Origin of the sequence: Vogesella alkaliphila, from assembly GCF_014652475.1 — a bacterium.
In the GTDB taxonomy this organism is placed as follows: domain Bacteria; phylum Pseudomonadota; class Gammaproteobacteria; order Burkholderiales; family Chromobacteriaceae; genus Vogesella; species Vogesella alkaliphila.
The window spans coordinates 55,394-80,614 of sequence record NZ_BMYW01000007.1 but is presented as its reverse complement, the minus strand read 5'-3'; the positions used below and the strand labels follow the sequence as shown (position 1 = coordinate 80,614).

Annotated in this window: 22 protein-coding genes; 14 read left to right on the top strand and 8 right to left on the bottom strand. The window is 64.9% G+C overall.

What is annotated here, in order from left to right:
* Nucleotides 1-51: 51 nt before the first annotated feature.
* A complete protein-coding gene (gene phhA / locus IE100_RS11600) occupies nt 52-942 on the bottom strand; it encodes a phenylalanine 4-monooxygenase (RefSeq protein WP_189374388.1) in 891 nt (296 codons plus the stop codon).
* 126 nt (nt 943-1,068) lie between these two features.
* Here phhA and IE100_RS11595 point away from each other — a divergent pair, with 126 nt between their 5' ends.
* From IE100_RS11595 to arsA, 5 genes are all read left to right on the top strand, one after another.
* Entirely contained in the window at nt 1,069-1,557 is a 489-nt protein-coding gene (locus IE100_RS11595; protein WP_047966156.1) for an Lrp/AsnC family transcriptional regulator, read from the top strand.
* 187 nt (nt 1,558-1,744) lie between these two features.
* Complete coding sequence (locus IE100_RS11590) at nt 1,745-2,104, top strand: ArsR/SmtB family transcription factor (protein WP_189374386.1); 360 nt, start codon at nt 1,745-1,747, stop codon at nt 2,102-2,104.
* 34 nt (nt 2,105-2,138) lie between these two features.
* Complete coding sequence (locus IE100_RS11585; RefSeq protein ID WP_189374384.1) at nt 2,139-2,576, top strand: protein-tyrosine phosphatase family protein; 438 nt, start codon at nt 2,139-2,141, stop codon at nt 2,574-2,576.
* Between the two features lie 32 nt (nt 2,577-2,608).
* Nucleotides 2,609-2,968 (top strand): arsenite efflux transporter metallochaperone ArsD, encoded by a 360-nt coding sequence (gene arsD / locus IE100_RS11580; RefSeq protein WP_189374382.1) that lies wholly within the window; start codon nt 2,609-2,611, stop codon nt 2,966-2,968.
* A 14-nt stretch (nt 2,969-2,982) separates the two neighbouring features.
* Nucleotides 2,983-4,755: an arsenical pump-driving ATPase gene (gene arsA, locus IE100_RS11575; protein ID WP_189374380.1), complete on the top strand. Its 1,773-nt coding sequence runs from the start codon at nt 2,983-2,985 to the stop codon at nt 4,753-4,755.
* 27 nt (nt 4,756-4,782) lie between these two features.
* Here arsA and IE100_RS11570 read toward each other — a convergent pair whose 3' ends face one another.
* The 3 genes from IE100_RS11570 to IE100_RS11560 all read right to left on the bottom strand — a co-directional run bounded on the left by IE100_RS11570 (nt 4,783) and on the right by IE100_RS11560 (nt 10,252).
* Nucleotides 4,783-5,673, bottom strand: a complete 891-nt coding sequence (locus tag IE100_RS11570) for a DMT family transporter (protein ID WP_189374378.1) — start codon at nt 5,671-5,673, stop codon at nt 4,783-4,785.
* A gap of 84 nt (nt 5,674-5,757) precedes the next feature.
* Nucleotides 5,758-8,391, bottom strand: a complete 2,634-nt coding sequence (gene pepN / locus IE100_RS11565) for an aminopeptidase N (RefSeq protein ID WP_189374376.1) — start codon at nt 8,389-8,391, stop codon at nt 5,758-5,760.
* Between the two features lie 79 nt (nt 8,392-8,470).
* A complete protein-coding gene (locus IE100_RS11560; RefSeq protein ID WP_189374374.1) occupies nt 8,471-10,252 on the bottom strand; it encodes a M61 family metallopeptidase in 1,782 nt (593 codons plus the stop codon).
* A gap of 444 nt (nt 10,253-10,696) precedes the next feature.
* Between IE100_RS11560 and ccoN the strand changes: the two genes are divergently transcribed.
* The 7 genes from ccoN to IE100_RS11525 all read left to right on the top strand — a co-directional run bounded on the left by ccoN (nt 10,697) and on the right by IE100_RS11525 (nt 16,367).
* A complete protein-coding gene (gene ccoN, locus IE100_RS11555) occupies nt 10,697-12,121 on the top strand; it encodes a cytochrome-c oxidase, cbb3-type subunit I (RefSeq protein WP_189374372.1) in 1,425 nt (474 codons plus the stop codon).
* Nucleotides 12,122-12,139: 18 nt separating this feature from the next.
* On the top strand, nt 12,140-12,754 hold the full coding sequence (ccoO, locus tag IE100_RS11550; protein WP_189374371.1) for a cytochrome-c oxidase, cbb3-type subunit II: 615 nt from the start codon (nt 12,140-12,142) through the stop codon (nt 12,752-12,754).
* A gap of 3 nt (nt 12,755-12,757) precedes the next feature.
* Entirely contained in the window at nt 12,758-12,943 is a 186-nt protein-coding gene (locus IE100_RS11545) for a cbb3-type cytochrome oxidase subunit 3 (protein WP_047966162.1), read from the top strand.
* Nucleotides 12,940-13,854 (top strand): cytochrome-c oxidase, cbb3-type subunit III, encoded by a 915-nt coding sequence (ccoP, locus tag IE100_RS11540; protein ID WP_189374369.1) that lies wholly within the window; start codon nt 12,940-12,942, stop codon nt 13,852-13,854. Before IE100_RS11545 ends, ccoP begins: the two co-directional genes overlap by 4 nt.
* 151 nt (nt 13,855-14,005) lie before the next feature.
* Entirely contained in the window at nt 14,006-15,430 is a 1,425-nt protein-coding gene (ccoG, locus tag IE100_RS11535) for a cytochrome c oxidase accessory protein CcoG (RefSeq protein ID WP_189374367.1), read from the top strand.
* Between the two features lie 2 nt (nt 15,431-15,432).
* The gene (locus IE100_RS11530; protein WP_189374365.1) at nt 15,433-15,954 is read left to right on the top strand and encodes a FixH family protein; all 522 of its coding nucleotides are present in this window, start codon (nt 15,433-15,435) and stop codon (nt 15,952-15,954) included.
* Nucleotides 15,951-16,367, top strand: a complete 417-nt coding sequence (locus IE100_RS11525) for a YbaY family lipoprotein (RefSeq protein ID WP_229800355.1) — start codon at nt 15,951-15,953, stop codon at nt 16,365-16,367. Before IE100_RS11530 ends, IE100_RS11525 begins: the two co-directional genes overlap by 4 nt.
* Before the next feature lie 75 nt (nt 16,368-16,442).
* Here the strand turns inward: IE100_RS11525 and IE100_RS11520 are convergent, their stop codons facing one another.
* The 4 genes from IE100_RS11520 to IE100_RS11505 form a co-directional block, all read right to left on the bottom strand.
* Entirely contained in the window at nt 16,443-17,546 is a 1,104-nt protein-coding gene (locus IE100_RS11520) for an alpha-hydroxy acid oxidase (RefSeq protein ID WP_189374363.1), read from the bottom strand.
* 87 nt (nt 17,547-17,633) lie between these two features.
* Nucleotides 17,634-18,023, bottom strand: coding sequence for a heme-copper oxidase family protein (locus tag IE100_RS11515; RefSeq protein ID WP_189374361.1), 390 nt, complete (start codon nt 18,021-18,023; stop codon nt 17,634-17,636).
* Between the two features lie 162 nt (nt 18,024-18,185).
* Entirely contained in the window at nt 18,186-19,574 is a 1,389-nt protein-coding gene (locus IE100_RS11510; protein ID WP_189374359.1) for a tryptophanase, read from the bottom strand.
* Between the two features lie 433 nt (nt 19,575-20,007).
* Nucleotides 20,008-22,827: an EAL domain-containing protein gene (locus IE100_RS11505; protein ID WP_189374357.1), complete on the bottom strand. Its 2,820-nt coding sequence runs from the start codon at nt 22,825-22,827 to the stop codon at nt 20,008-20,010.
* Between the two features lie 348 nt (nt 22,828-23,175).
* Between IE100_RS11505 and IE100_RS11500 the strand changes: the two genes are divergently transcribed.
* Nucleotides 23,176-24,495 (top strand): TRZ/ATZ family hydrolase, encoded by a 1,320-nt coding sequence (locus tag IE100_RS11500; protein WP_189374355.1) that lies wholly within the window; start codon nt 23,176-23,178, stop codon nt 24,493-24,495.
* Between the two features lie 9 nt (nt 24,496-24,504).
* On the top strand, nt 24,505-25,203 hold the full coding sequence (ubiG, locus tag IE100_RS11495) for a bifunctional 2-polyprenyl-6-hydroxyphenol methylase/3-demethylubiquinol 3-O-methyltransferase UbiG (RefSeq protein ID WP_189374353.1): 699 nt from the start codon (nt 24,505-24,507) through the stop codon (nt 25,201-25,203).
* Nucleotides 25,204-25,221: the final 18 nt, after the last annotated feature.

Here is a 25,221-nt window from a genome sequence, read left to right as displayed (position 1 = left end):
GCCACGACCAGGGTCGTGGCTTTTTTGCACGCGCGGTGCGGCCAACCTTGTTCAGATGTCGTCGGTCTCGGCCCAGCCGGCGCGCGAGCCGCGGTGGAACACCCGGTCCTGCGGCAACACGTCGCCGGCGCCGTGCGCCGCCACGCCCTGCAGCTGCCGGTAGTAGGCGGTGAAGTCCGGCGCGGTGGCGTCGAACAGCTGCTGGAAGCTGTCGATCACGAAGTAGGTCTTCTGGAAGGTGTCGATGCGGTAGCGCGTGTTCATGATGCGCAGCAGATCGAAACCGATGCGGTTCGGGCTGTCGCTGTCCAGGCAGTACACCGACTCCGACTTGCTGGACACGATGCCGGCGCCGTAGATGCGCAGCCCCTGCGGCGTGTCGATCAGGCCGAACTCCACCGTGTACCAGTACAGCCGCGCCAGCAGCGGCAGCGCGCCGAGGTCTTTCGCCTTCATGCCGCCGAGGCCGTAGGCCTGCAGGTAGTCGGCAAACACCGGGTTCATCAGCAGCGGCACGTGGCCGAACAGGTCGTGGAATACGTCCGGCTCCTGCAGGTAGTCCAGCTGCTGCGGCTCGCGCAGCCACCAGGTCACCGGGAAGCGGCGGTTGGCCAAGTGCTCGAAGAACACCTCGTCCGGAATCAGCCCCGGCACCGCCACGATCTGCCAGCCGGTGGCGGCGGCCAGTTTCAGGTTCAGGCGCGCGAAGTCCGGCACGCGGTCGGCATCGATGGCCAGCGCCTCCAGACCGGCGAGGAATTCGTCGCAGACGCGACCGGGCAGCATCTCGCACTGGCGGCGGTACAGCGTGGCCCAGGTCTGGTGATCCTCGGCGCTATAGCGCGCCAGCGGTTGCGGCAGGGTGAAGTCGACGGCGTGGTCGAGGCCGACATTCTTGCGGACGGTGATGTCCGGCACGGTAAACGGGATTGTCTCCATCATCGATCTTCTTGTGTAGGCGGCAGCAAGGCCAGAGCCAGCAGTGTAGGCTTGCTCCGCTGCGGCTTGGCCGCAACATTTGCCATCGGCACGGTTTATTTGCATACTTCCCGCACCAAAAACCGGAATATGCACAAAATGCGCAATATCGACTTCGACCGTTTCGACTACCAGATTCTGGAGGCGCTGCAGAAAGACGCGCGCGCCACCCACCAGAAGCTGGCGCAGGACATCGCGCTGTCGCCGTCGCAGATCGGCCGCCGCATCCAGCGGCTGGAGGAGTGCGGCGTGATCCAGGGCTACCATCTGGCGCTGCGTCCCGACCTGCTCGACCTGTCGGTAACGGCCTTCGCTAATGTCAGTCTAGAACGCCACGGCGAGGCGTCCATCCGCGAATTCGCCGCCGCCATCACCGACCTGCCGGAAGTGCTGGAGTGCTACGCGGTGGCCGGCGAAGCCGACTACTGGCTGCGCATCGTGGTGCCGGACCTGCCGTCGCTGTCGCGTTTCGTGATGAACAAGCTGATGACGCTGCCACTGGTGCGCAGCGTGAAATCGACGGTGGCGCTGGAGCCGATCAAGCACACCACGCGCCTGCCGCTGCCGGAGCGGCGCTAGGCCAGGCGGCCTGCCACTTTGGGCGCGCCGCGGCCCAGCAAGCGGCCCGCTCCGGAGTACGGATAGGCGCCGGTACAACGGGGCCGGCGGCAGTGCTTTTCGCATCGGCAGCAAACAGATGGCAGACGGCCCGGTCATGCGGCAGGGGCTTTCTTGTATATTTCAATAATTCTTGTATAGTTGATGCATGGAAAAACAAACCGCCACCCAAGTATTCGAGTCGCTGTCTTCCGGCATCCGGCTGGACATCTATCGCCTGCTCGTCAAGCGCGGCCTGGAAGGCATGGTGGCCGGCCAGATCGCCAGTGCGCTCGACTTGCCCCCCAACAATGCGTCCTTCCACCTGAAGGGCATGACGCACGCCGGACTGGTATCGGTGGCGCAGGAAGGGCGTTACCAGCGTTACCGCGCCAATCTGCCCTTGATGCTGGAGCTGATCGCCTACCTGACCGAAGAGTGCTGTGCGGGTCATCCCGAGCAGTGCGCCGAGATCCGTGCCGATTCCTGCTGCCCGGAAGCCATTCTCCCCCCTATTACCCAAGACTGAAACGGAAAGTTGACCTCATGAGCGTGCTTTTTCGATGAATACAGACAAAAGTTACCACCAGCTGATTAGCGGTCGTGTCTACCTGGGCGGGGCGGGCGACGTTGCCGCCATGGTGGAGCAGGATGGCGTGCAAGTGATTGTGGACCTGCGCGAAGAATCCACCGGCTGCGCCGCGGCCAACGTGACCTGGACCAAGATCCCCCTGGGCGATGATCCCGCCCAGGATCAGGTAGCCCTGTTCAAGGCCGCCATCGACGCGGTGGTGGCCGCCTATCGTGCGGGTCGGAAGGTGGGTTTCCACTGTGGCGGCGGCAAGGGCCGCACCGGCACCGTCGCCGTTGGCGTGCTGCTGGAGCTGGGCCTGTGCCAGACCCTGGATGAGGCCGAGGCCAGGGCGAAGGCGATTCGTCCGGTCATTAGCATGAAACCTGCGCAGCGCGCGGCATTGCAGCAGCTGTATCCGCAAGCCTGATCGGCTTGCCCGTGAAAAGAGAAAGGATTGCCATGAAAACCATCCAGATTTTTGATCCGGCGCTGTGCTGCAGCACGGGTGTCTGTGGCGTGGACGTTGACCAGGCACTGGTGAATTTTTCCGCCGACGTGGACTGGGCCAAGCAGAACGGTGCACAGATCGAGCGCTTCAACCTGGCGCAGCAGCCGCTGGCCTTTGCCGACAATGCCCAAGTGAAAGGCTTTCTGGAGCGCTCCGGCCAGGAGGGCTTGCCGCTGGTACTGGTAGACGGCGAAGTGGCCATGGCGGGCCGTTACCCGACCCGCAAGGAGCTGGCACGCTGGGCCGGCATCGTCGAGATCGCTGCCTCGCAGTCAACCGGCAGTTGCTGCTCCGGCAGCCGCTGCTGCTAAGCGGGAGGCTCCTCATGCGCTTCCTCGATCAACCGCCACGTTTCCTGTTCTTTACCGGCAAGGGCGGGGTCGGCAAGACCTCGATTGCCTGCGCGACGGCCGTACAGTTGGCCGCAGACGGTAAGCAGGTGCTGCTGGTCAGCACCGACCCTGCCTCCAACGTGGGCCAGGTGTTCGGCATCGCCATCGGCAACCACATCACCGCGATACCGGCGGTGCCCAAGCTGTCGGCACTGGAGATCGACCCGCAAGGCGCGGCGCAGGCCTACCGCGACCGCATCGTCGGTCCGGTGCGGGGGGTGCTGCCGGAAGCGGTGGTCAAGGGCATCGAGGAGCAACTGTCCGGAGCCTGCACCACCGAGATCGCCGCGTTTGACGAGTTCACCGCCCTGTTGATCGAATCACCACTGACGGCAGGCTTTGACCACATCATCTTCGACACCGCCCCCACCGGCCACACCATCCGCCTGCTGCAATTGCCGGGAGCATGGAGTGGCTTCCTGGAAGCGGGGAAAGGCGACGCCTCCTGCCTGGGCCCACTCGCCGGCCTGGAAAAACAGCGGCAGCAGTACAAGGCGGCGGTGGATGCGCTGGCCGACCCGCTGCGCAGCCGGCTGGTACTGGTTGCCCGTGCGCAGCGGGCCACGCTGCGCGAAGTGGCGCGGACACACGAGGAGCTGGCGGCGATTGGCCTGTCGCAACAGTACCTGATCATCAACGGCCAGCTGCCGCAGTCGGCGATCGAACAGGATGAACTGGCGGCCGCCATTGCCCGGCGCGAGCAACTGGCTCTGGCGGCCATGCCGGCGGTGCTGCAATCCCTGCCTATCGATTACGTGGCCCTCAAGCCATTCAACCTGGTCGGGCTGGATGCCTTGCGGCTATTGCTGGTGGACGACACCCCGGCGACGGAACGGGTCACGCTCCCGCCCGCCGTCCTGTTGAATGCGCCCAGCCTGTCTGCCCTGGTGGACGACATCGCTGCTGACGGTCACGGGCTGGTGATGCTGATGGGCAAAGGCGGCGTCGGCAAGACCACGCTGGCCGCAGCCGTCGCTGTCGAGCTGGCGCATCGTGGCCTGCCTGTCCATCTGACCACCTCGGACCCCGCCGCACACCTGGCGGAAACACTGGAAGGTTCGTTGCCCAATCTGGCGGTCAGCCGTATCGACCCGCATGACGAAACCGAGCGCTATCGCCAGGAAGTGATGGCCAGCAAGGGCGCCAGGCTGGATGCCGCAGGCCGGGCGCTGCTGGAAGAAGATCTGCGTTCGCCGTGCACCGAAGAGATCGCCGTGTTCCAGGCCTTCTCGCGCATCATCCGCGAAGCCGGCAAGAAGTTCGTGGTGATGGATACCGCGCCCACCGGTCACACCCTGCTGTTACTGGATGCCACCGGTGCCTATCACCGCGAGGTGTCCCGGCAGATGGGAAGCAAGGGCCTGCACTTCACCACGCCGATGATGCAGCTGCAGGACCCCAAACAGACCAAGGTCCTGATCGCCACCCTGGCCGAAACGACCCCGGTACTGGAAGCGGCCAACCTGCAGCAGGACTTGCGTCGCGCCGGCATCGAACCCTGGGCGTGGGTGATCAACAACAGTGTGGCCGCCAGTCGGCCCAGTGCCGCCTTGCTGCGTCAGCGCGCGCAAAACGAGCTGAAGGAAATCGATGCCGTGGCCACGCACCATGCCACACGCTATGCCGTGGTGCCGTTGCTGAAGCAGGAGCCGATCGGCGTCGAGCGACTGCTGCAACTGGCCACCCCTGCCGACGAGGCGCGCTGACCACGGCAACGCCCTGCGTCCCGGCCGCTAGCGCCGCCACTCGCGCCGCAGCGCGGACAGCGAGATCAGGACCAGCGCGGCGGCGATCAGCAGCATGCCCAGCGCCTCGGCCTGGCTGGGCACCTCGGCCAGCAGCAGCCACGCCATCAGCACCGCCACCGCCGGTATCGCCAGGATGCTCATCCCGGCCATGCCGGCCGACAGCCGGGACAGCAGCAGCATCCACACCAGCCAGCCCAGACCGCCGGCGAGCACGCCGGAGAACAGCAACACGCCCAGCAGCGGCCAGCCCCACTGGATATCCTTGCCGGGGAACAGCGGCAGCAGCAGCGCCAGCACCAGCGTGCCCCACACCATCTGCCAGAAGGTCAGCGCCAGGGTATCGACCTGGTGCTGCGCGCGCAGCTTCTTGGCGATGATCGCCGAGCTGGCCCACACCAGGCCGCCGCTGATCGCCAGCGCATCCGACAGCCAGTTGCCGCCGAGATCCCACGGTTCGAGGATCGCCAGCAGCCCGACCAGCGCCAGCGCCACGCCCAGCCACTGCAGCGGCGCCAGCTTTTCGTGCAACAGCAGCCGCGCCAGCAGCAAGGTCCAGAACGGCATGGTGTAGCACAGCACCGACACCTTGCCGGCGCCGCCGGCCACCAGCGCCAGATTGGTGAACACCACGAAGCCGGCGGTCTGCGTCAGCCCCAGCCAGAAGGTTGGCCGCAACGGCGTCGGCGTGAAACGACGCCCGGTGGCGCGCATGATCAGCGCCAGCGTGACGATGGCGAGCACGGTACGGCCGAGGCCGAGCTGGAAGGCGCTGGCGTAGGCCAGGCCGAGCTTGGTGACCACCCAGTTGGTACCCCAGGCGAACCACAGCGCCAGCAGCATCAGCACACTGGTCGTACGGTCGGAAACAGCAGACATGATGGATAAGGTTGGCCGCAAGGAAACAGGAAAAGAAAAACGGGCCGGAAGCATCCGGCCCGTGTCAGGACAGCATTGTACCCTTTATGCCGTCAGGTTTTTCGACACAATCTCGAACACGTCGTTCGACAGCCCCGGCTTGGCCAGGATCTGCTGCAGGGCGGCGGTCATCAGCTGCTGGCGTTGCGGCTCCAGCTTGCGGCGGCGGTTGAAGGCCGCCACCAGGCGGCTGGCCACCTGCGGGTTGATGTCGTCCAGCACCATGATCTGCTCGGCGAGAAAGCGGTAGCCGGAGCCGTCGGCGGCATGGAAGTGCAGCATGTTGCGGCCGAAGCTGCCCAGCAGCGCACGCGCCTTGTTCGGGTTGCGCAGGGTGAACGCCGGATTCGACATCGCGGCTTTCACGTGATCCAGCGTGCACGGCAGCTGGCTGCTGGCCACCAGGCTGAAGTACTTGTCCATCACCAGCGCGTTGTCCTGCCAGCGTTCGGCAAAGGCGAGATAGCAGTCGGTGCGGACGTCGCCGTCGCGGTCGCGCAACGCCAGCAGCGCGCCCATCTGGTCGCTCATGTTGTCGGCGTTCAGGCACTGCTCGCCGGCCGCTTCCTCCGGCCAGGCGTCGGCCAGCCGCGTCAGCATCGCCAGCGCCAGGTTCTTCAGCGCGCGGCGGCCGGCATCCTCCGGCTGGTAGGCGCCGCACTGGTTGATGTCGAAGGCCTCGTGCCATTCGCCGCGCAGCGCCTGCGCCAGCGAGGCCAGCACGAATTCGCGCACCTGATGGATGCGCGCCGGATCGGCGACGTCGACCATTTCCAGGATCTCGGCTTCCGACGGCAGCGTCAGCATCAGCGCCTTGAACGCGGCGTCGGCCTCGTGGTCGCGCAGCACCGCGCGGAAGGCCTCGACGAAGCCCTCGGCCAGCTGCAGCGGGCGGCCGGCGGCGTGGTCGGCGATCAGCTGACGAAGCAGGCGCTCGGCGTAGGCCTGGCCGGCCTCCCAGCGCGCGAACGGGTCGCTGTCGTTGGCCATCAGGAAGGCCAGCTCGTCGTCGCGCCAGTCGAACACCAGCTTCACCGGCGCCGAGAAGCCGCGCAGCAGCGACGGCACCGGCTGCTGGGCAACGTTGACGAAGGTGAAACGCTGCTCGGCGGCACGCACGTCCAGCACGCGGGTGGTGGCGCCCGCCTCGGCCTCGCCCTGCAGTTGCAGCGGCAGGTCCTGGCCGTCGCGGCCAACCAGGCCCAGCGCCAGCGGAATGTGGAACGGCTGCTTGTCGCCCTGCCCCGGCGTCGCCGGGCAGTGCTGCGTCAGCTGCAGGGTGTAGCTGAGCGCGACCGGATCGTAGTCGCCGCGCACCGTCAGCTGCGGGGTGCCGGCCTGGCTGTACCACAGCGCGAACTGGGTGAGATCCACGCCATTGGCGTCGGCCATCGCGGCGCGGAAGTCGTCGCAGGTCACCGCCTGGCCGTCGTGGCGGCGGAAGTACAGCTGCATGCCCTTCTGGAAGCCTTCTTCGCCGAGCAGGGTATGGTACATGCGCACCACTTCGGCCCCCTTCTCGTACACCGTCATGGTGTAGAAGTTGTTCATCTCGATGTAGCTGTCCGGGCGGATCGGGTGCGCGGTCGGGCCGGCGTCCTCCGGGAACTGCAGCTGGCGCAGGTTCTTCACGTCCTGGATGCGCTGCACCGCGCGACTGTGCAGGTCGGCGCTGAATTCCTGGTCGCGGAACACGGTCAGGCCTTCCTTCAGCGACAGCTGGAACCAGTCGCGGCAGGTGACGCGGTTGCCGGTCCAGTTGTGGAAGTACTCGTGGCCGATGATGGCTTCCACGCGCTCGAAGTCGGCGTCGGTGGCGGTGTCCTGCCGCGCCAGCACCGCCGAGGTATTGAAGATGTTGAGGCCCTTGTTCTCCATCGCGCCCATGTTGAAGTCGCCGACGGCGACGATCATGTAGATGTCGAGGTCGTACTCCAGGCCGAAGCGCTCCTCGTCCCACTGCATCGAGCGCTTGACCGCGCCCATCGCGAACTCGACCTTGTCCTGGTCGGCCGGCACGGTCCAGATTTCCAGCGCCACGCGGCGGCCGCTGGCGGTGATGTAGTAGTCCTTCAGCGCCGACAGCTTGCCCGCCACCAGCGCGAACAGGTAGGACGGCTTCTTGTACGGATCCACCCACTTCACCCAGTGCCGCTTCTTGTCGGCCATGCCCTCGCCCACCTTGTTGCCGTTGGACAGCAGCACCGGGTACTTCTGGCGGTCGGCGATGATGGTGGTGGTGAACTTGGCCATCACGTCCGGACGGTCCGGGTAGTAGGTGATCTTGCGGAAGCCTTCCGGCTCGCACTGGGTATACAGGTTGCTGCCGCCGGAGGCGTACAGCCCCATCAGGCTGCTGTTGGCCTGCGGGTCGATCTCGGTCTCCACGTCGAGGATGAAGCTGTCCGGCACGTTGGCGATGCTGAGGCCGTCCTCGCGCAGGCTGTAGGCGTCGGCGGCCAGCACTTCGCCGTCCAGCTGCAGCGACAGCAGCGTGGCCGAGCCGTCCAGCTGCAGCACGTTGGCCGCGCTGGCCGCCGGATTGCGGTGCATGATCAGGCGCGAACGCACGCGCACCAGGTGATCGTCTAGGATGTCGAAGGTCAGGTCGACCTTGTCCACCAGATAGGACGGCACTTGATAGTCCTGCCGGTACTTGATTTGGGCTTGTTGGCTCATGCCATGTTTCCTGTGTAGGGTACGGAGCGGGTCAGCGCGCTGCCCGCCCTCCTTGTTGTTTACGCGTAAGCGTCCCCGGTTAGTGCGTCGGCCAGCCGGCGCCGTTGTCCCCCGGGCGCAGGCGGCAGGTATCGGCGGCGGTGGCGGCCAGCGTTACCTTGTAAGTGTCCAGTTCGTCGCGGCGGAAGGCGTGGATCTTCACCGTGTCGCCGATGCGGCAGCGGCCGATCGCCTTGTCCAGGTCGCCTACCTTCAGTCCGTTGACGGCGATGACGATATCGCCGCCGGCCAGCCCGGCCGCCTGCGCCGCGCCGCCATCCAGCACGCTTACAAGGCGCACGCCGAGGGCGTCGGGCGCGCTCTTCACGCCCAGGGTTGGCCGCAACGGCGCGGCGCGGAATTCGTCGACCACGCTGCCGCTGTCGGCCGGGCCGTCGGCCGCCACCATCTGCATCTGAACCCCCTGCGTGGCGAGGAGTTCCGCCAGCGGCAAATCGGCGGTGGAACGGATCGCCATGTCGAAGAACCGGCCGAGCTTGAGGCCGGTCGCCTCTTCGGCCACGCGCTCCCATTCGTCTTCCGCCAGGCCCTGACCGTCGGCCAGCCACTTCTGCCACAGCACCCGCATCACCGTGTCCAGGCTCTTGGCACCGCCGGTTTCGCGGCGGATGTGCAGGTCCAGCGCCAGCGCCGCCAGCGCGCCCTTGGTGTAGTAGCTGACGATGCTGTTGGGGCTGTTCTCGTCCTGACGGTAGTACTTGGTCCACGCGTCGAAACTGGAGTCGGCCAGCGTCTGCCTGGTGCGGCCGTTGCCGCGCAGCACGCCGCTGATGGTCTTGGCCAAGAGGCCGAGGTAGCGCTTGTCGTCGATCAGGCCGCAGCGCAGCAGCGCGAGGTCGTCGTAGTAGGAGGTGATGCCCTCGAACGCCCACAGCAGCGTGGTGTGGCCTTCGCGGTTCAGGTCATAGGGGGTGAACGCCGCCGGCTTCATGCGCTTCACGTTCCAGCTGTGGAAGTACTCGTGGCTGATCAGGCCCAGCAGCTTGAGGTAGCCGTCGGAGATGGCCTCCTCGCCGTGGCGCGGCAGGTCGTCGCGGCTGGCCACCAGCGCGGTGGAGGCGCGGTGCTCCAGCCCGCCGTAGATGTCGCCGCCGACGAACAGCATGAATACGTAGCGATCGAACGGCGCCGGCTCGCCGAAGAAGCGGATCTGCCATTCGCAGATCCGCTTGCTGTCTGCGGCCAACCTTTTCAGGTCGGCCTGGTACTTGCCGGATACGATGAACTCGTGCGGCACGCCGCAGGCCTTGAAGCGGATGCGCTCGAACTCGCCCAGCTCCACCGGGTGGTCGATCAGTTCGTCGTAGTTGGCCGCACGGTAGCGGCCGAAGCCGGATTTCCTCGTTTCCAGCGCCGGCAGGCTGGTCGCCACCTGCCACTTGGCCAGCGCCTTGTCCGGCGGCGGCAGGATGTCCACCTCGCACGGCTCGTGCTCGAAGCCGTCGGCCTGCAGGAACACGCTGGTGCCGTTGTAGAAGCCGCGCTGCGGGTCCAGGTAGGCGCCGCGCACCGACAGGTCGAAGGCGTACACGGTGTAATGCACGGTCAGCTCGCCCTTCACCGGCGCCGCCTGCCAGCTGTGCTTGTCCAGTTTCTGCAGCGCCACCGCCTTCTTGCCGCTTTCGGCGCGGATGGCCACGATGTGGCGCGCGAACTCGCGGATCATGTAGCTGCCGGGGATCCACGCCGGCAGGCGCAGCACTTGTCCTGCGGCGGCGGGCTGGCGAATGGTCAGCGAGACTTCAAACAGGTGCGCCTGCGGATCAAGCGGGCAGAGGCGATAGCGGACGGCAAAGCTCATGACACAACCCCGGGCTGGAAGGGAAAGTGGGGGATTCTAGCACCATGTCCTGTCCGGCGCAGGCGGGGTGGCCGCTTGATCTTCATCAAAATGGGCAAAGGCAATGACAATATAATCGCAGTGGGCAAAAAGGGCTTTTCAGCCTGACACGCCGCGACGGACAGCGCAAAAAGCCGGGCTCACCGGCGCTGTCGTCTGGCCGCTGACACCCGATTTGATTTAGAATGCCTGATTGAATAAATGGGGATTCGGGGCGCTTTGATAGCGACTGGAATAACACCGATACCGTGCACCACCAAGAAATGGTCACCCGGTCTTATGCCATCCACGGCCCTCTGCCATCCCCGCGACTTGCCCGACTTCATTTTCATATGGGGTTACGCACCGGGGTTTCAAGTCGCTACGGTTTTACGTTCTAGTTCGCAACCTTGGAGAAAACCCTAAATGGAAACGCAATCCACTTATAACTATAAGGTGGTGCGCCAGTTCTCGATAATGACCGTAGTCTGGGGCATTGTCGGCATGCTGGTTGGCGTCATTATTGCGGCCCAGCTGGTGTGGCCGGAGCTCAATTTCGGGCCGTGGTTCCACTACGGCCGTCTGCGCCCCCTGCACACCAACGCCGTGATCTTTGCATTCGGCGGCTGCGCGCTGTTTGCCACGTCCTACTACGTGGTGCAGCGCACCTGTAACGTCCGCCTGCTGTCGGACAAACTGGCCGCCTTCACCTTCTGGGGCTGGCAGGCCGTCATCGTGCTGGCCGCCATCACCCTGCCGCTGGGCCTGACCGCCGGCAAGGAATACGCCGAGCTGGAGTGGCCGATCGACCTGCTGATCACCGTGGTATGGGTCGCCTATGCCATCGTGTTCTTCGGCACCATCGCCGTGCGCAAGGTCAAGCACATCTACGTGGCCAACTGGTTCTACGGTGCCTTCATCCTGGCCGTGGCCCTGCTGCACATCGTCAACAGCCTGGCGATCCCGGTATCGATGTGGAAGTCCTACTCCATCTACGCCGGCGCCGTCGATGCCATGGTGCAGTGGTGGTACGGCCACAACGCGGTGGGCTTCTTCCTGACCGCCGCCTTCCTGGGCATGATGTACTACTTCGTACCGAAGCAGGCCGGCCGTCCGGTGTACTCCTACCGTCTGTCCGTGGTCCACTTCTGGGCGCTGATCTTCACCTACATGTGGGCCGGTCCTCACCACCTGCACTACACCGCGCTGCCAGACTGGACCCAGTCGCTGGGTATGGCGTTCTCGCTGATCCTGTTCGCGCCAAGCTGGGGCGGCATGATCAACGGCATCATGACCCTGTCCGGCGCGTGGCACAAACTGCGTACCGACCCGGTACTGAAGTTCCTGGTGGTATCGCTGTCGTTCTACGGCATGTCCACCTTCGAAGGCCCGATGATGTCGATCAAGACCGTCAACGCGCTGTCGCACTACACCGACTGGACCGTTGGCCACGTGCACTCCGGTGCCCTGGGCTGGGTTGCCTTCATCTCCATCGGCTCGCTGTACTACCTGCTGCCACGCCTGTTCGGCCGTGACGGCATGCACAGCACCAAGCTGATCGAAGCCCACTTCTGGCTGGCCACCGTCGGCGTGGTGCTGTACATCGCCGCACTGTGGATCTCCGGCGTGATGCAGGGCCTGATGTGGCGTGCGCTGAACGCGGACGGCACCCTGACCTACGCCTTCGTGGAAGCGGTAAAAGCAACCTATCCGTACCACTTCGTGCGCCTGCTGGGTGGCCTGCTGTTCCTGTCCGGCATGCTGATCATGGCGTACAACACCTTCCGTACCGTTGCCGCTGGTCGTCCGGTTGATGCCAAGATCCCGGCCGTTGCCGCTCACGCGCACTAAGGGACAGAAAGAACCATCATGGAAAAAATCCAGAAACTGATTGAAGAAAACGTCGCCTATCTGATCGTGCTGACCCTGCTGGTGATCAGCATTGCCGCACTGGTCGAGATCGTGCCGCTGATGTTCCAGAAGTCGACCACCCAGCCGATCGCCGGCGTCAAGCCGTACAACGCGCTGCAGCTGACCGGCCGCGACCTGTACATCCGCGAAGGCTGCTACGGCTGCCACTCGCAGATGGTGCGTCCGTTCCGTGCTGAAACCGAACGCTACGGCCACTACTCGGTCGCCGGCGAGTCGGTGTACGACCACCCGTTCCAGTGGGGCTCCAAGCGTACCGGTCCGGATCTGGCCCGTGTCGGTGGCCGCTACTCCGACGAATGGCATCGCGTGCATCTGGTCAACCCGCGTGACGTGGTACCGGAGTCCAACATGCCTGCCTTCCCGTGGCTGGCACGCAACCTGGCCGACGCCGAGGGTGTCGCCGCCAAGATGACCGCGCTGCGCAAGGTTGGCGTACCGTACACCGACAAGGAAATTGCCGAAGCCCAGGCCATGGTCGAAGGCAAGTCCGAAATGGACGCGATCATCGCCTACATGCAGGGCCTTGGCCTTGCGCTGAAGAACGCGCGCTAAGTCATGGACTTGACCAATCTGGCCCGCATCCTGTTCACGGTATTCTGTTTTGTGACGTTTATCGTGATCCTGATCGGTGCCTTCGGTAAAAAATCGCAGAGGCGTTACGACGATGCGGCCAACCTTGTCTTCAATGGCGACGAGGAAGAGCAGCATGGGATTGACGCCGCTAACGGAGCGAAGAAATGAGTGATTTCGTGAGTGATTTCTGGAGTATCTACATCACGGTAATCGTGATCGTAGGTATCGTCGGTTTGACGTACTTGCTGTTCAGCCAGTCGAAGACCACGGTACAAAAAGGGGAAGAAGTAAAAACCATGGGGCACGTCTGGGATGACGACCTCGAGGAATACAACAACCCGCTGCCGCGCTGGTGGATGCTGATGTTCTACATCACCCTGATCTTCGGTGCCGTCTACCTGGTGCTGTACCCGGGTCTGGGCACCTGGAAAGGCATCCGCGGCTGGACTTCCGTTGGCCAGTACAAGGAAGAGAAAGCCCAGGCGGAAGCCAAGTACCAGCCGCTGTACGACAAGTTCATGAAAATGGACGTGAAAACCGTAGCCGCCGATCCGGAAGCGCAGGCCATGGGCAAGCGCCTGTTCCAGACCTACTGTGTACAGTGCCACGGCTCTGACGCACGCGGCGCCAAGGGCTTCCCGAACCTGACCGACAACGACTGGCTGTACGGCGGTACCCCGGAAATCATCAAGACCACGCTGGATAACGGCCGTCACGGCCAGATGCCGGCCTTCGGCGCCGCCTTCGGCGAAGAGAAGGTCAAGGATGTGGCCAACTATGCGATGTCGCTGTCCGGCAAGAGGCATGACGCCGAGCGTGCCAGCCGCGGCAAGGAAACCTTTACCGCGGTGTGCGCAGCCTGCCACGGCGCCGACGGCAAGGGTAACCAGGCACTGGGTGCACCGAACCTGACCGACAACGTCTGGCTGTATGGCGGTACCGAGAAGACCATCATCGAAACCGTGACCAACGGTCGCAACAACCAGATGCCGGCCTGGAAGGACTTCCTCGGCGACGGCAAGGTTCACCTGCTGACCTCTTATGTCTGGGGCCTGTCCAACAAAACCAAAGCAGAGTAATTGATGCTGCTCAATACTGCCCGCGCAAGCGGGCAGTATCTTTTGCGGCATACAATCTATCTATTAGTAAAATAAATCACCATTCAGAACAGTTCGCACAGTACATAATGGATTGTGTACTTCGCGAAATTTTCTAGCCAGGAACCGCAGCATGAGCCAAAAGCTGAAAGACATCCCGGTCAGGGTCGAGCCGGCCAAACCGGAAATGCAGACCGTGTCGCTGTACGAGGCACAGAAAAAGATCCATCCGCGCAGCGTCAGCGGCCTGTTCAACAACTGGCGCATCCTGTTCGTGGTCGCCACCCAGCTGGTCTACTTCGGCCTGCCCTGGCTGCAATGGAACGGGCGCCAGGCGGTACTGTTCGACCTGGTCAACCGCAAGTTCTACCTGTTCGGCCTCACCATCTGGCCGCAGGACTTCGTCTATCTTGCCGCCCTGCTGATGTGCTGCGCCTTTGGCCTGTTCGCCTGGACCACCATCGCCGGCCGGCTGTGGTGCGGTTACTCCTGTCCGCAGACCGTCTACACCGAGATCATGATCTGGATCGAGCAACTGGTAGAAGGCGACCGCAACAAACGCCTCAAGCTCGACAAGGAGGCGATGGGGCTGCGCAAGCTGCGTCTGCGCGCCACCAGCCAGGGCCTGATGATTGCCTTCTCGCTGCTGACCGGCTTCACCCTGGTCGGCTACTTCACCCCAATGCTGGACCTGGTCGCCGCGCTGCCTAGCTTCGACTACGGCTCGTGGGAAATCTTCTGGATGTTCTTCTACGCCGGCTTCACCTACCTGCTGGCCGGCCACATGCGCGAGCAGGTGTGCAAGTACATGTGCCCGTACGCCCGCTTCCAGAGCGCGATGTTCGACGAAGACACGCTGATCATCTCCTACGACGAGAAGCGCGGCGAACCACGCGGTGCGCGCAAGAAGGGCCAGGACAATACCAATCTCGGCGACTGCATCAACTGCGGCATCTGCGTGCAGGTGTGCCCGGTCGGCATCGACATCCGCAACGGCCTGCAGTACGAGTGCATCGGCTGCGCCGCCTGTATCGACGCCTGCGACGAGGTGATGGTCAAGGTCGGCAGCCCGAAAGGCCTGATCCGCTACACCACCGAGGCGGCGCTGGAAGGCAAGTATCCGGAGAGCGAATTCTGGTCGCGCCTGAAGCGGCCGCGCGTGGTGCTGTACCTGCTGCTGCTGCTCATCATTTTCGGCGCCGCGGTCACGTCCTTGGTGATGCGCAAGCCGTTCAAGGTCGACATCCTGAAGGATCGCGCCTCGCTGGTGCGCGAGACCGACGACGGCTGGCTGGAGAACAACTACAGCGTGCGCATCATCAACGTCTCGGAAACGGAACAACACTTCCGCATCACGGTCGAAGGCCTGCCGGATCTGAAGCTGGTGGTCGACCGCAAGGACATCGTGGTCAAGGCCACCGAGAACGAACAGATCGACGTGCGGGTGCAGGCTGATCCACAATACGCGACCAAGGGCAGCCACAAGATCTACTTCCGGGTCGAATCGCTGCCGGATGGCACCGCCATCGAGGAAAAATCGAGCTTTATCGGAGAATGACGATGCAGAAACAAACAGGGGCGGCGCGCCCCTGGTACAAGGAGCGCTGGTTCTGGCTGTTGATGTCGGGGCCGCTGCTGGTGGTGATTGCCGGCTTTGTCACCTTCGGCATCATCGTGCGCGGCGCCGACGACATGGTCAACGACGACTACTACAAGCAGGGCAAGGACATCAACCTGGAGCTGAAGCGCGACCTGGCCGCCCAGTCGCTGGGTATCCACGCCCAGGTGATGTTCAGCGACGACATGCGCAGCGTGCGCGTGGTCGACACCAGCGCCAAGCCGCTGACCGGCACCCCGGAACTGCTGCTGCTGCACCCGACCCGGCAGCAGGGCGACCAGCACATCGCGCTGCAGCGTGTCGGCGACAAGCTGTACCAGGGCATCGTGAAACCGGACCAGGTCAGCCACTGGTATGTGCGGCTGCAGGACAAGCAGGGCAGCTGGCGGGTACAGAGTGAATGGTTGCCGGCGGAAGGCGCGATGGTCACCCTCGGCAAGGCCGCCACGGAGCAAACCCCATGATGCACACCACCCTCCCCCGCCGCCAGCTGCTGCTGGCACTGTCGGCCGGCCTCTTGGCCGCCTGCGCCACCCCGCTGCGGCCAACCCTGGCCTACCTGAACGGCACGGTGTCCTACCGCGAAAAACTGCTGTGGCCGCAGGACAAGACCCTGCTGCGCGTGCGCCTGCTGGCGCTGGGCGACGGCACGGAGGCCGCGGCGGTGCTCGCCGAGCAATCGCTGGAGAAGATCACCTTCCCGGCCGCCTTCTCGCTGTGCTACGACCCGCAGGCCATCCAGGCCGGCAAGCGCTACGCGGTGGATGTGCGCCTGTTCGTCGACGGCGAGCTGCGCATGCACAGCGCCCGCCCCTACCCGGTACTGGATGGCGGCACGGCAGCGCCGGACATCACTCTGCAGATGATCTCCGCCTAAGCAAAACGGCCCGCGATTGCGGGCCGTTTTGCTTCAACGCGACGGCGTGTTGTGGCCAAGGTTGGCCGCAACGCCTCATTCAGGCCACAGTACCTCCGGCGAGATGTCGGCCAGCGTACGGCAGCCGGTCAGCGCCATCGCCACCTCTAGCTCCTCCTGCAGCGTGCGCAGCAGGTGCGCCACCCCCAGCGCGCCGGCGGTCGCCAGCGCATGGAGATAGGGACGGCCGATCAGTACCGCCGAGGCGCCCAGCGCCAGCGCCTTCAGGATGTCGCTGCCGCGGCGGATGCCGCCATCCAGCAGCAAGGGCAGCGCCCCGTCCACCGCCTCGGCGATACGCGGCAGCGCGTCGAGACTGGCCGGCACCGAGTCCAGCACCCGCCCGCCGTGATTGGACACGATCAGGCCGTCCACGCCCTGCTGCTGCGCCCGCCGTGCATCGCGCGGCGCCAGCACCCCCTTCAGCAGCAGCGGCAAGCGCGTCTGCTGCCGCAGCCAGTCGATATCCGCCCAGTTCGGCGCCACCGCCATCAGCCCGTCAAACACCATGCTCTGCCCCGCCGCCAAGGCGGGCTGGTACGGCGCCATGCCCGCCAGATTGGCGGCCTGTACCCGCGGCGGCAGCTGGAAGCCGGCACGGGCCTCGGCATTGCGCACCCCGGCCAGCGGCGCGTCCACCGTCAGCACCAGTGCGCGGTAAGCGGCGGCCTCGGCGCGTTGCACCAGTTCCGCCACCACCGCGCGATCGTGCTGCCAGTACAGCTGGAACCACAATGGACCCTGCGCCGCGGCGGCAACCTCCTCCAGCGGAGTGCTGGCCAGGGTGCTGACCAGCATGCTGCTGCCCATGGCGGTGGCGGCATAGGCGGCGGCCCGCTCGCCGTCGGCGTGCACCAGTTTCTGGTACGCCACCGGCGCCAGCAGCAGCGGATGGCTGAGCGACAGCCCGAGCAGCTCGCTGCGGCAGTGGCCGCCGCGGACATCGGCCAGCACCTGCGTCTGCAGCTGCCGGCGCGCGAAGGCGGCAAGGTTGGCCGCATGGCTCAGCTCGTCCGCGGCGGCACTGTCGACATAGGCACGGGCGTTGGCGCTCATGTGGCGCGCGGCGTAGCGCTGGTAGTCGACCGCGGACACCAGATCGGCGGGGATGTGATCGAGGGGGGGCAACTGGGCGGTCATGGCGGCGTGCGGCGAGGTGAAAACCGCACCATAGCCAAATCGAGAATTACTATCAACTACAAGATGTGCAACGGCGACCGGCGCCGCCTAGTTGCCGGCATTACGGAACACGTTGACTGCAAACAGCAGCACCGCGACACCGAGCACGACGGACGCCACACCGGCCAGCGGCTCCAGACCACGGTAACCGCGATGGATGGCGGTCACCGCCAACATCAGCGCCGGCAGGCCGAGGTTGTACAGCCAGAACTGCGCCTGCGCCAGCGGCGACGCGCCCATGGCTGGGAACTTGCGGAACAGGATGCCGAACAGCGCCATCGACACCCAGCCCAGCAGGTTCAGGTGGGCGTGCACCGGATACAGCGAGCGGTCTCCGGAGGCACCCATGTAGATGCCCAGCCAGACGCCGGCCACGAAATACACGGCGGCCAGACGCAGCCAGACGGTGCCGTGCGGACTATCAACCTTGATCTTCATGTTGTCCTCTCCCGCCGGCCCGCCCCGGACGGGGATCGGCCGGGACAGCACTCTTGCCTAACCATAGGATAGTCCGCAACAACATCAAGCCCGTCGCCGTTTGCCAAGGACAGCGACGGGCGCGACACGGCGCTGCCGCATCGTGCCGTCGCGTGCCGGGGGCTAGACCGGTTTCAGCCGCGCGGTGAAGTGACGCAGGATGGGCGGCTCGTAATCGAAAGCGAGGCCGCGGATGCCGGCGGCCCGCTCGCGGATGTCGATTAGGCAATCGGCGATGTAGTCCATGTGGTCGTTGGTGTACACCCGGCGCGGGATGGTCAGGCGCAGCAGCTCAAACGGCGACGCCTCCTGCTCGCCGGTAGCCGGATTGCGCCCCAGCAGCAGCGAGCCGATTTCCACGCCGCGGATGCCGCCTTCCAGATACAGCTCGCAGGCCAGCGCGTGCGCCGGGAACTGCCCGGCCGGGATGTGCGGCAACAGTTTCTTGGCGTCGACGAACACCGCGTGGCCGCCGGTCGGCGTCTGGATCGGGATGCCGCCGGCCGCCAGCCGCTCGCCCAGATACGCTACCTGGCCGATGCGGTAGGCGAGGTAGTCCTCGTCCATCCCTTCCTGCAGGCCGATCGCCATCGCCGCCATGTCACGCCCGGCGAGGCCGCCGTAGGTGATGAAGCCCTCCATCGCCACGCAGCGCACCTGCACGCTGCGGAACAGGTCCTCGTCGTCCTTGAAGCAGCACAGGCCGCCGATGTTGACCAGCGCGTCCTTCTTCGACGACATGGTGAACATGTCGCCGTGGCTGAACATCTCGCGCACGATGGCCGGCACCGGCACGCCGGCGTAGTCCGGATCGCGCTGCTGGATGAACCAGGCGTTCTCGGCGAAGCGCGCGGCGTCGATGATCACCGGGATGCCGTGCTGGCGCGCCAGCGCCGCCGCCTCGCGGATGCTGGCCATGCTGACCGGCTGGCCACCGGCGCTGTTGCAGGTGACGGTGACGATCAGGCCGGCAACGTTGGCCGCACCGACTTCCGCTATGGTTGCGGCCAACCCTGGCAGGTCGAAATCGCCCTTCCAGTCGTACGGCGTGGTGGTGTCAAGCGCCTTCGGCGTCAGCACATTGATGGCGCGGGCGCCGGCAATCTCGACGTGGGCCTTGGTGGTGTCGAAATGGTAGTTGGACAGGAATACCGGCTGCGTCCCCTTGCAGCGCTTGACCAGCTCCGGAAACAGGATCTGCTCGGCACCGCGGCCCTGGTGGGTCGGCAGCGTGTGCCGGTAGCCGAACACCGCCTGCACCGTCTCGGCCAGCTGGTAGTAGTTGCGGCTGCCGGCGTAGGCCTCGTCGCCGGTCATGATGCCGGCCCACTGCCGGTCGGACATCGCACCGGTGCCGCTGTCGGTGAGCAGGTCGATATAGACATCCTCGCCGCGCAGCAGGAAGGGGTTCCAGCCGGCCTCGGCCAGTGCCTGGCGGCGGAATTCAGGTGTGGTCTGCTTGATCGGCTCTACCATCTTGATGCGGAATGGTTCGGGAATGCGTCGTGCCATGATGATGCTCCTTGCCTTGCGGCCAACCTTCGGGCGCACGCCGGGATGCTGCCGGGCGGAACAGCGCGCAGGCAGAGGCGTGGCAACGGGGGCCACAGGCGTCAATTCAATTGTAGGAAAGGAAAAGCAGGGGCAGCCGGACGGCTGCGGCAGGCATCAGGCGCGCGGGAAGTCGTAGGCAAGAACGATGTCGAGGGTGTACCAGTGTTCCGTCAGGCAGCCGGACAGGGCGGCAGCCCGGAACGGGCAAGCGTTGCGCTTCATCGGGCAGTGTCTCCAGGGGCTTGGCAACAGGTCGTGCCCATGCACGACCAAACGACAGGCTACACCCGCCGTCCGTCGTTCTGCAAGCTGCGCTGCAACATGCGGCGGCAACAAAAACGCCACGAGGCAGGCTCGTGGCACTTCGGCGAGGCGGGGCAGGCGCGACCGCTTACTCCAGACGCGGCAGCAGGCACTTCTGCCGCAGCAGCGGCTCCACCGCCTCCGCCGATACCGGCTTGGACAGCAGGTAGCCCTGCACCTGGTGGCAGCCTTCCTGCGCCAGGAACTGCCACTGCTCCACCGTCTCCACCCCTTCCGCCACCACCTGCATGTTGAGGTTTTTCGACATGTTGATGATGGCGCGGGTAATCGCGCTGTCGTCCTGGTCGCCCGGAATGTCGCGCACGAAGGAGCGGTCGATCTTCAGCTTGTCGGCCTTGAAACGCTTGAGGTAGGCCAGACTGGAATAGCCGGTGCCGAAGTCGTCGATCGACATGCGGATGCCCATCGCCTGGATGGCGCGGATGGTCTGCACCGTGGACTCCAGGTCGTCCATGATCACGCTCTCGGTCACTTCCACGTCGAGGCAGCTGCCCGGCAAGCGGTACTCGGCCAGCGCGTCCTGCAGCAGGCCGACCAGATCCTGGTGGCGGAACTGCAGCGCCGACAGGTTGACCCCCACCGTCATCAGCGGCAGGCCCTTGGCGTGCCATTCCGCGATCTGGCGGCAGGCCTCGCGGATCACCCAGTTGCCGATCTGCACGATATAGCCGCGCTCCTCGGCGACGTCGATGAAGTGCAGCGGCCCCAGCAGCCCCAGCGTCGGATGGTTCCAGCGGATCAGCGCCTCGGCGCCGATGATGTTGCCACTGCTCATCTCCACCTGCGGCTGGTAGTGCAGCACGAACTCCTGGCGGTCGACGGCGTGGCGCAGCTGGCTTTCGATGGCCAGGATCTCGCGTGCGCGGGCGTTGAGGTCGGCGGTGTAGAACTTGTAGTTGTTGCGGCCGCTGGACTTGGCGTGATACATCGCCGCGTCGGCATTGCGCACCAGGGTGTCGAAATCGCGGCCATCGTCCGGGAACAGGCTGATGCCGATACTGGCGGTGATCGCCAGCGAGTGGCTGTAGACGTCGATCGGCGCGGCGAACTCGGCGAGGATGCGCTCCGCCACATGCACCGCATCGGCGGCATCGTTGATCAGCGGCAGCAACACCAGGAACTCGTCACCGCCCTGGCGCGCCACCACCTCGCCGGCACCCAGTACCCGGCGGATGCGCTCGGAGGCGATCTTCAGCAGGATGTCTCCGGCAGCGTGGCCCAGCGACTCGTTGATGGTCTTGAAGCGGTCGAGGTCAAGCAGCAGCACGCCGAGCTTGCCGTTGTCGTGGGAGGCGTTCTGGATCGCCAGCAGCGCGCGATCCTGCAGGTGACCGCGGTTGGGCAGGCCGGTCAGCACGTCGAAGTGGGCGAGGAACTGGATGCGCTCGTCGGCGGCCTTGCGCTCCGACTGGTCGCTGAAGATCGCCACGTAGTGCGTCACTTCGCCGGCCAGGCTCTTCACCGCGTTGATCGCCAGCCACTCCGGGTACACCTCGCCGTTCTTGCGGCGGTTCCACACCTCGCCCTGCCACTGCCCCTGCTCGTTGAGCACCGACCACAGGCTGTCGTAGAACTCCTTGTTGTGGCGACCGGAGCTGAGCACCGTCGGCCGCTGGCCCAGCACTTCGTCCTGGCTGAAACCGGTAATCTCGGTAAAGGCGCGGTTGACGCTGCGGATGCAGACCTGCGCATCGGTGATCATGATGCCTTCGGCGGTGTTCTCGAACACCTTGGCCGCCAGCTGCATGCGCTCTTCCGCGGCACGGCGCTCGGAGATGTCGCGCACCATGCGCCACACCGCGGTGATGCGGCCGTCGGCGTCGCGCATCGCTACCGTCTTGACGCTGACCGGGATGGCGCTGCCCAGGCGGTTGATGTACTCGACCTCGAACTCGTCGCAGAAGCCGAAACGCATCACCTTGTTGTCCAGGTTGTAGCGCTCCACCGCCTCGCTGTTGTCGGACACCACCTTCCAGAAATTCTGCAGCTTGAGCTGGTCGAGGCTGTAGCCGATCAGGCTGAGGAAGGCCGGGTTGGCGTCGATCACCTGCCCTTCCAGCGAGCTGATCACGATGCCGTCCAGGTTGGACCAGAACAGCTCGCGGTACTTGTTTTCGGAGCGGCGCAGCGCGTCTTCCACTTCGCGGCGGCGCTCGATGTCCGCCTCCAGCGCCAGCGTCTTGGCCTTCAACTCGTCGATCAGGCGCTTCAGCTCGGCGCGCATCCATTCCAGATGCTTGCCGACGGTGCCGATCTCGTCCTGGCGCCCCCACTGGAACGGCTGCTCCAGCTTCAGTGCGGCCAACTGCGTGGCCTGCTCCGACAGCTGGCGGATCGGCTTCAGGAAGCGCGAGTTGAGGATGCTCATGATCAGCACGATGGACAGCAACAGCTGCGCCGCCACGATCAGCAGCAGGTCTTTCAGCTGGTTTTTCTGGGCAATGCCCAGATGCTCGGTGTCGAACTCGATGTTGACCTGGCCGATTTCCTCGCCGCGATAGACCACCGGTTTCTGCACGAAGGCCACACCGCCGATACGGCGTTCGCTGCGCAGTGCGGACAGGAAGATGGTATTGGACTGGGTATCGGAAACACGGACCGAAATGATGCGTTCGTCGTCCATCACCGACGATACCAGCGGCGCGCCGGCCTGGCGGCTGAGGTTCCACAGCGGCTCCTGCATCCCCAGCGCCACGATTTCCAGCAGCCGGTTCTGGTCGACGGCCAGCTGCGTCTCCATCTTGTCGCGCTGCAGGTTGAAGCTGAGGAAACTGATCAACAGGGCGGGGAACAGCAGGCCGAGCACGACGGCAATCAGGAATGCCTGGCGCAGCGACAATCTGCCGCCAGGCTGGGAGTAATCAAACGTTTCTGCTTGTCTTGTCATATATCGGGTTGCCGCAGGGCTGCCACATTATTTTATTTTTAAGAAAAGCCTGACTGTTACCAAGCCAGTTCATTTGCCGCTCGCCACGGGCGGGGCGCTTGCAGGCCTGCTGTGACGGCCGCAGCGCGAATCCGCTTATGCGCCTGCGCTACAATCGCCGTACCGAATCATTGTGTCTCAGCGGCAAAGCGACTGCAAATGTTTGCCATCGCGCAGCGCAGCACGAGCCTGCCCCCGCTTTGCCTTACAATTACGCTTTATCGCGTGCACCGGCAGCCGCAGGCGGGTTGTCGAAAGCGTACGGCGCTGCCTACAATCGCCGGCAATTATTTACAGGGTCACACGCCAATGTCGAATCGTCATTACGACCAGCTCATCACCGCACGCTGGATTATTACAGTAGAACAAGATGGTGTCATTCTTGACAACCACTCGCTGGCGATCAGCGATGGCCGCATTGTTGCCATTCTGTCGCCGGCCGAAGTCGCCGGCGTCAGCGCCGGCGAACACCTGAACCTCGACAACCACGTGCTGATGCCCGGCCTCGTCAACCTGCATGGCCACTCGGCGATGACCCTGCTGCGCGGCATGGCCGACGACAAGGCGCTGATGGACTGGCTGCAGAACCACATCTGGCCGGCGGAAGGCAAACACGTCAGCGACGCCTTCGTGTTCGACGGCGCGCTGCTGGCGATGGGCGAGATGTTCCGCAGCGGTACCACCACCGTCAACGACATGTACTTCTTCCACGCCGCGATGGCGCGCGCCGCGCTGGCCGCCGGCATGCGTACCTTCGTCGGCTGCTCGATCCTGGAATTCCCCACCGTCTACGGCCAGAACGCCGACGACTACATCGCCAAGGGCATGGCCGAGCGCAGCCAGTTCCTCGGCGAGGAGCTGGTGACCTTCACCCTGGCACCCCACGCCCCCTACACCGTGGCCGACGACACCTTCCGCAAGGTCATCACCCTGGCCGAGCAGGAGGACATGCTGATCCACTGCCACATCCACGAGACCCTCGACGAGGTCAACGGCAGCATCGACCAGTACCAGCAGCGGCCGCTGGCGCGCCTGGCAAACCTGGGCCTGCTGTCGCCACGCCTGATTGCCGCCCACATGGTGCACCTGACCGACGCCGAAATCGCGCTGGTGGCCAAGCACGGCGTGTCCATCGCCCACAACCCGACCTCCAACATGAAGCTGGCCTCCGGCATCGCGCCGGTGCAGAAACTGCTGGCCGCCGGCGTCAACGTCGGCATCGGCACCGACGGCGCCGCCTCCAACAACAAGCTGGACATGCTGAGCGAGACGCGCATGGGCGCGCTGCTGGCCAAGGTCGGCACCCTGGACCCGACCGCAGTGCCGGCCGCCACCGCCATCCGCATGGCGACGCTGCACGGCGCCCGCGCGCTGGGCATCGAGCACAAGGTCGGCAGCATCGCCGTCGGCAAGCAGGCCGACCTGATCGCCGTCGATCTGGCCCAGATCGAGACCAGCCCCAACTTCGACCCGATCTCGCACATCGTCTACGCCGCCGGCCGCGAGCAGGTCAGCCACGTGTGGGTCAATGGCCGCAATGTCCTGCGCGAGCGCAAGCTGACCACACTGGACGAAGCAGAACTGAAAGCCCGCGCCGACAGCTGGCGCGTCCGCATTCTCGGTAATTAAGGAATCCGCATGAGCAACGTTGACGAACAGGAACTCGACAAATTCAGCCAGATCGCCCACAAGTGGTGGGACATGGACAGCGAGTTCAAACCGCTGCATGAAATCAACCCGCTGCGCCTGGACTTCATCGACCAGCACGCGGCCCTGGCCGGCAAGGCGGTGCTGGATGTCGGCTGCGGTGGCGGCATCCTGTCGGAAAGCATGGCCCACTACGAGGCCAGCGTCACCGGCATCGACCTCGCCAAGAAATCGCTGAAAGTGGCGCAGCTGCACAGCCTGGAATCCGGCGTCAGCGTCAACTACCGCTGTGTCGCGGTGGAAGACCTCGCCGCCGAGGCGCCGGCCAGCTTCGACGTGGTGACCTGCATGGAGATGCTGGAGCACGTGCCCGATCCGCAAAGCATCGTGCGCGCCTGCGCACAGCTGGTGAAGCCGGGCGGCTGGGTGTTCTTCTCCACCCTCAACCGCAACGCCAAGTCCTACCTGCTGGCGGTACTGGGCGCCGAGTACGTGCTGAACATGCTGCCCAAGGGCACCCATGAGTACGCGCGCTTCCTCAAGCCGTCGGAGTTGTCGCGCATGGCGCGCAACGCCGGGCTGGGCGTGGAAACCTTGGCCGGCATCGGCTACAACCCGCTGACCCGCGTCTACAGCCTCAACGACGACACCGACGTCAACTACCTGATGGCCACCCGCCGCCTCGCCTGAGGCCGGCCCGGCCTGCGG

Excerpts from the sequence above, each read along its gene's own strand:
- IE100_RS11595 (WP_047966156.1), top strand. The coding sequence starts at position 1,069 with ATGCACAAAATGCGCAATATCGACTTCGACCGTTTCGACTACCAGATT.
- IE100_RS11590 (WP_189374386.1), top strand. The coding sequence starts at position 1,745 with ATGGAAAAACAAACCGCCACCCAAGTATTCGAGTCGCTGTCTTCCGGC.
- IE100_RS11515 (WP_189374361.1), bottom strand. The coding sequence starts at position 18,023 with ATGAAGATCAAGGTTGATAGTCCGCACGGCACCGTCTGGCTGCGTCTG.
- IE100_RS11560 (WP_189374374.1), bottom strand. The coding sequence starts at position 10,252 with ATGAGCTTTGCCGTCCGCTATCGCCTCTGCCCGCTTGATCCGCAGGCG.
- IE100_RS11530 (WP_189374365.1), top strand. The coding sequence starts at position 15,433 with ATGCAGAAACAAACAGGGGCGGCGCGCCCCTGGTACAAGGAGCGCTGG.
- IE100_RS11510 (WP_189374359.1), bottom strand. The coding sequence starts at position 19,574 with ATGGCACGACGCATTCCCGAACCATTCCGCATCAAGATGGTAGAGCCG.
- ccoP (WP_189374369.1), top strand. The coding sequence starts at position 12,940 with ATGAGTGATTTCGTGAGTGATTTCTGGAGTATCTACATCACGGTAATC.
- IE100_RS11525 (WP_229800355.1), top strand. The coding sequence starts at position 15,951 with ATGATGCACACCACCCTCCCCCGCCGCCAGCTGCTGCTGGCACTGTCG.
- ccoN (WP_189374372.1), top strand. The coding sequence starts at position 10,697 with ATGGAAACGCAATCCACTTATAACTATAAGGTGGTGCGCCAGTTCTCG.
- IE100_RS11585 (WP_189374384.1), top strand. The coding sequence starts at position 2,139 with ATGAATACAGACAAAAGTTACCACCAGCTGATTAGCGGTCGTGTCTAC.
- arsA (WP_189374380.1), top strand. The coding sequence starts at position 2,983 with ATGCGCTTCCTCGATCAACCGCCACGTTTCCTGTTCTTTACCGGCAAG.
- IE100_RS11545 (WP_047966162.1), top strand. The coding sequence starts at position 12,758 with ATGGACTTGACCAATCTGGCCCGCATCCTGTTCACGGTATTCTGTTTT.
- IE100_RS11500 (WP_189374355.1), top strand. The coding sequence starts at position 23,176 with ATGTCGAATCGTCATTACGACCAGCTCATCACCGCACGCTGGATTATT.
- pepN (WP_189374376.1), bottom strand. The coding sequence starts at position 8,391 with ATGAGCCAACAAGCCCAAATCAAGTACCGGCAGGACTATCAAGTGCCG.
- ccoO (WP_189374371.1), top strand. The coding sequence starts at position 12,140 with ATGGAAAAAATCCAGAAACTGATTGAAGAAAACGTCGCCTATCTGATC.
- ubiG (WP_189374353.1), top strand. The coding sequence starts at position 24,505 with ATGAGCAACGTTGACGAACAGGAACTCGACAAATTCAGCCAGATCGCC.
- IE100_RS11520 (WP_189374363.1), bottom strand. The coding sequence starts at position 17,546 with ATGACCGCCCAGTTGCCCCCCCTCGATCACATCCCCGCCGATCTGGTG.
- phhA (WP_189374388.1), bottom strand. The coding sequence starts at position 942 with ATGATGGAGACAATCCCGTTTACCGTGCCGGACATCACCGTCCGCAAG.
- IE100_RS11570 (WP_189374378.1), bottom strand. The coding sequence starts at position 5,673 with ATGTCTGCTGTTTCCGACCGTACGACCAGTGTGCTGATGCTGCTGGCG.
- arsD (WP_189374382.1), top strand. The coding sequence starts at position 2,609 with ATGAAAACCATCCAGATTTTTGATCCGGCGCTGTGCTGCAGCACGGGT.
- ccoG (WP_189374367.1), top strand. The coding sequence starts at position 14,006 with ATGAGCCAAAAGCTGAAAGACATCCCGGTCAGGGTCGAGCCGGCCAAA.
- IE100_RS11505 (WP_189374357.1), bottom strand. The coding sequence starts at position 22,827 with ATGACAAGACAAGCAGAAACGTTTGATTACTCCCAGCCTGGCGGCAGA.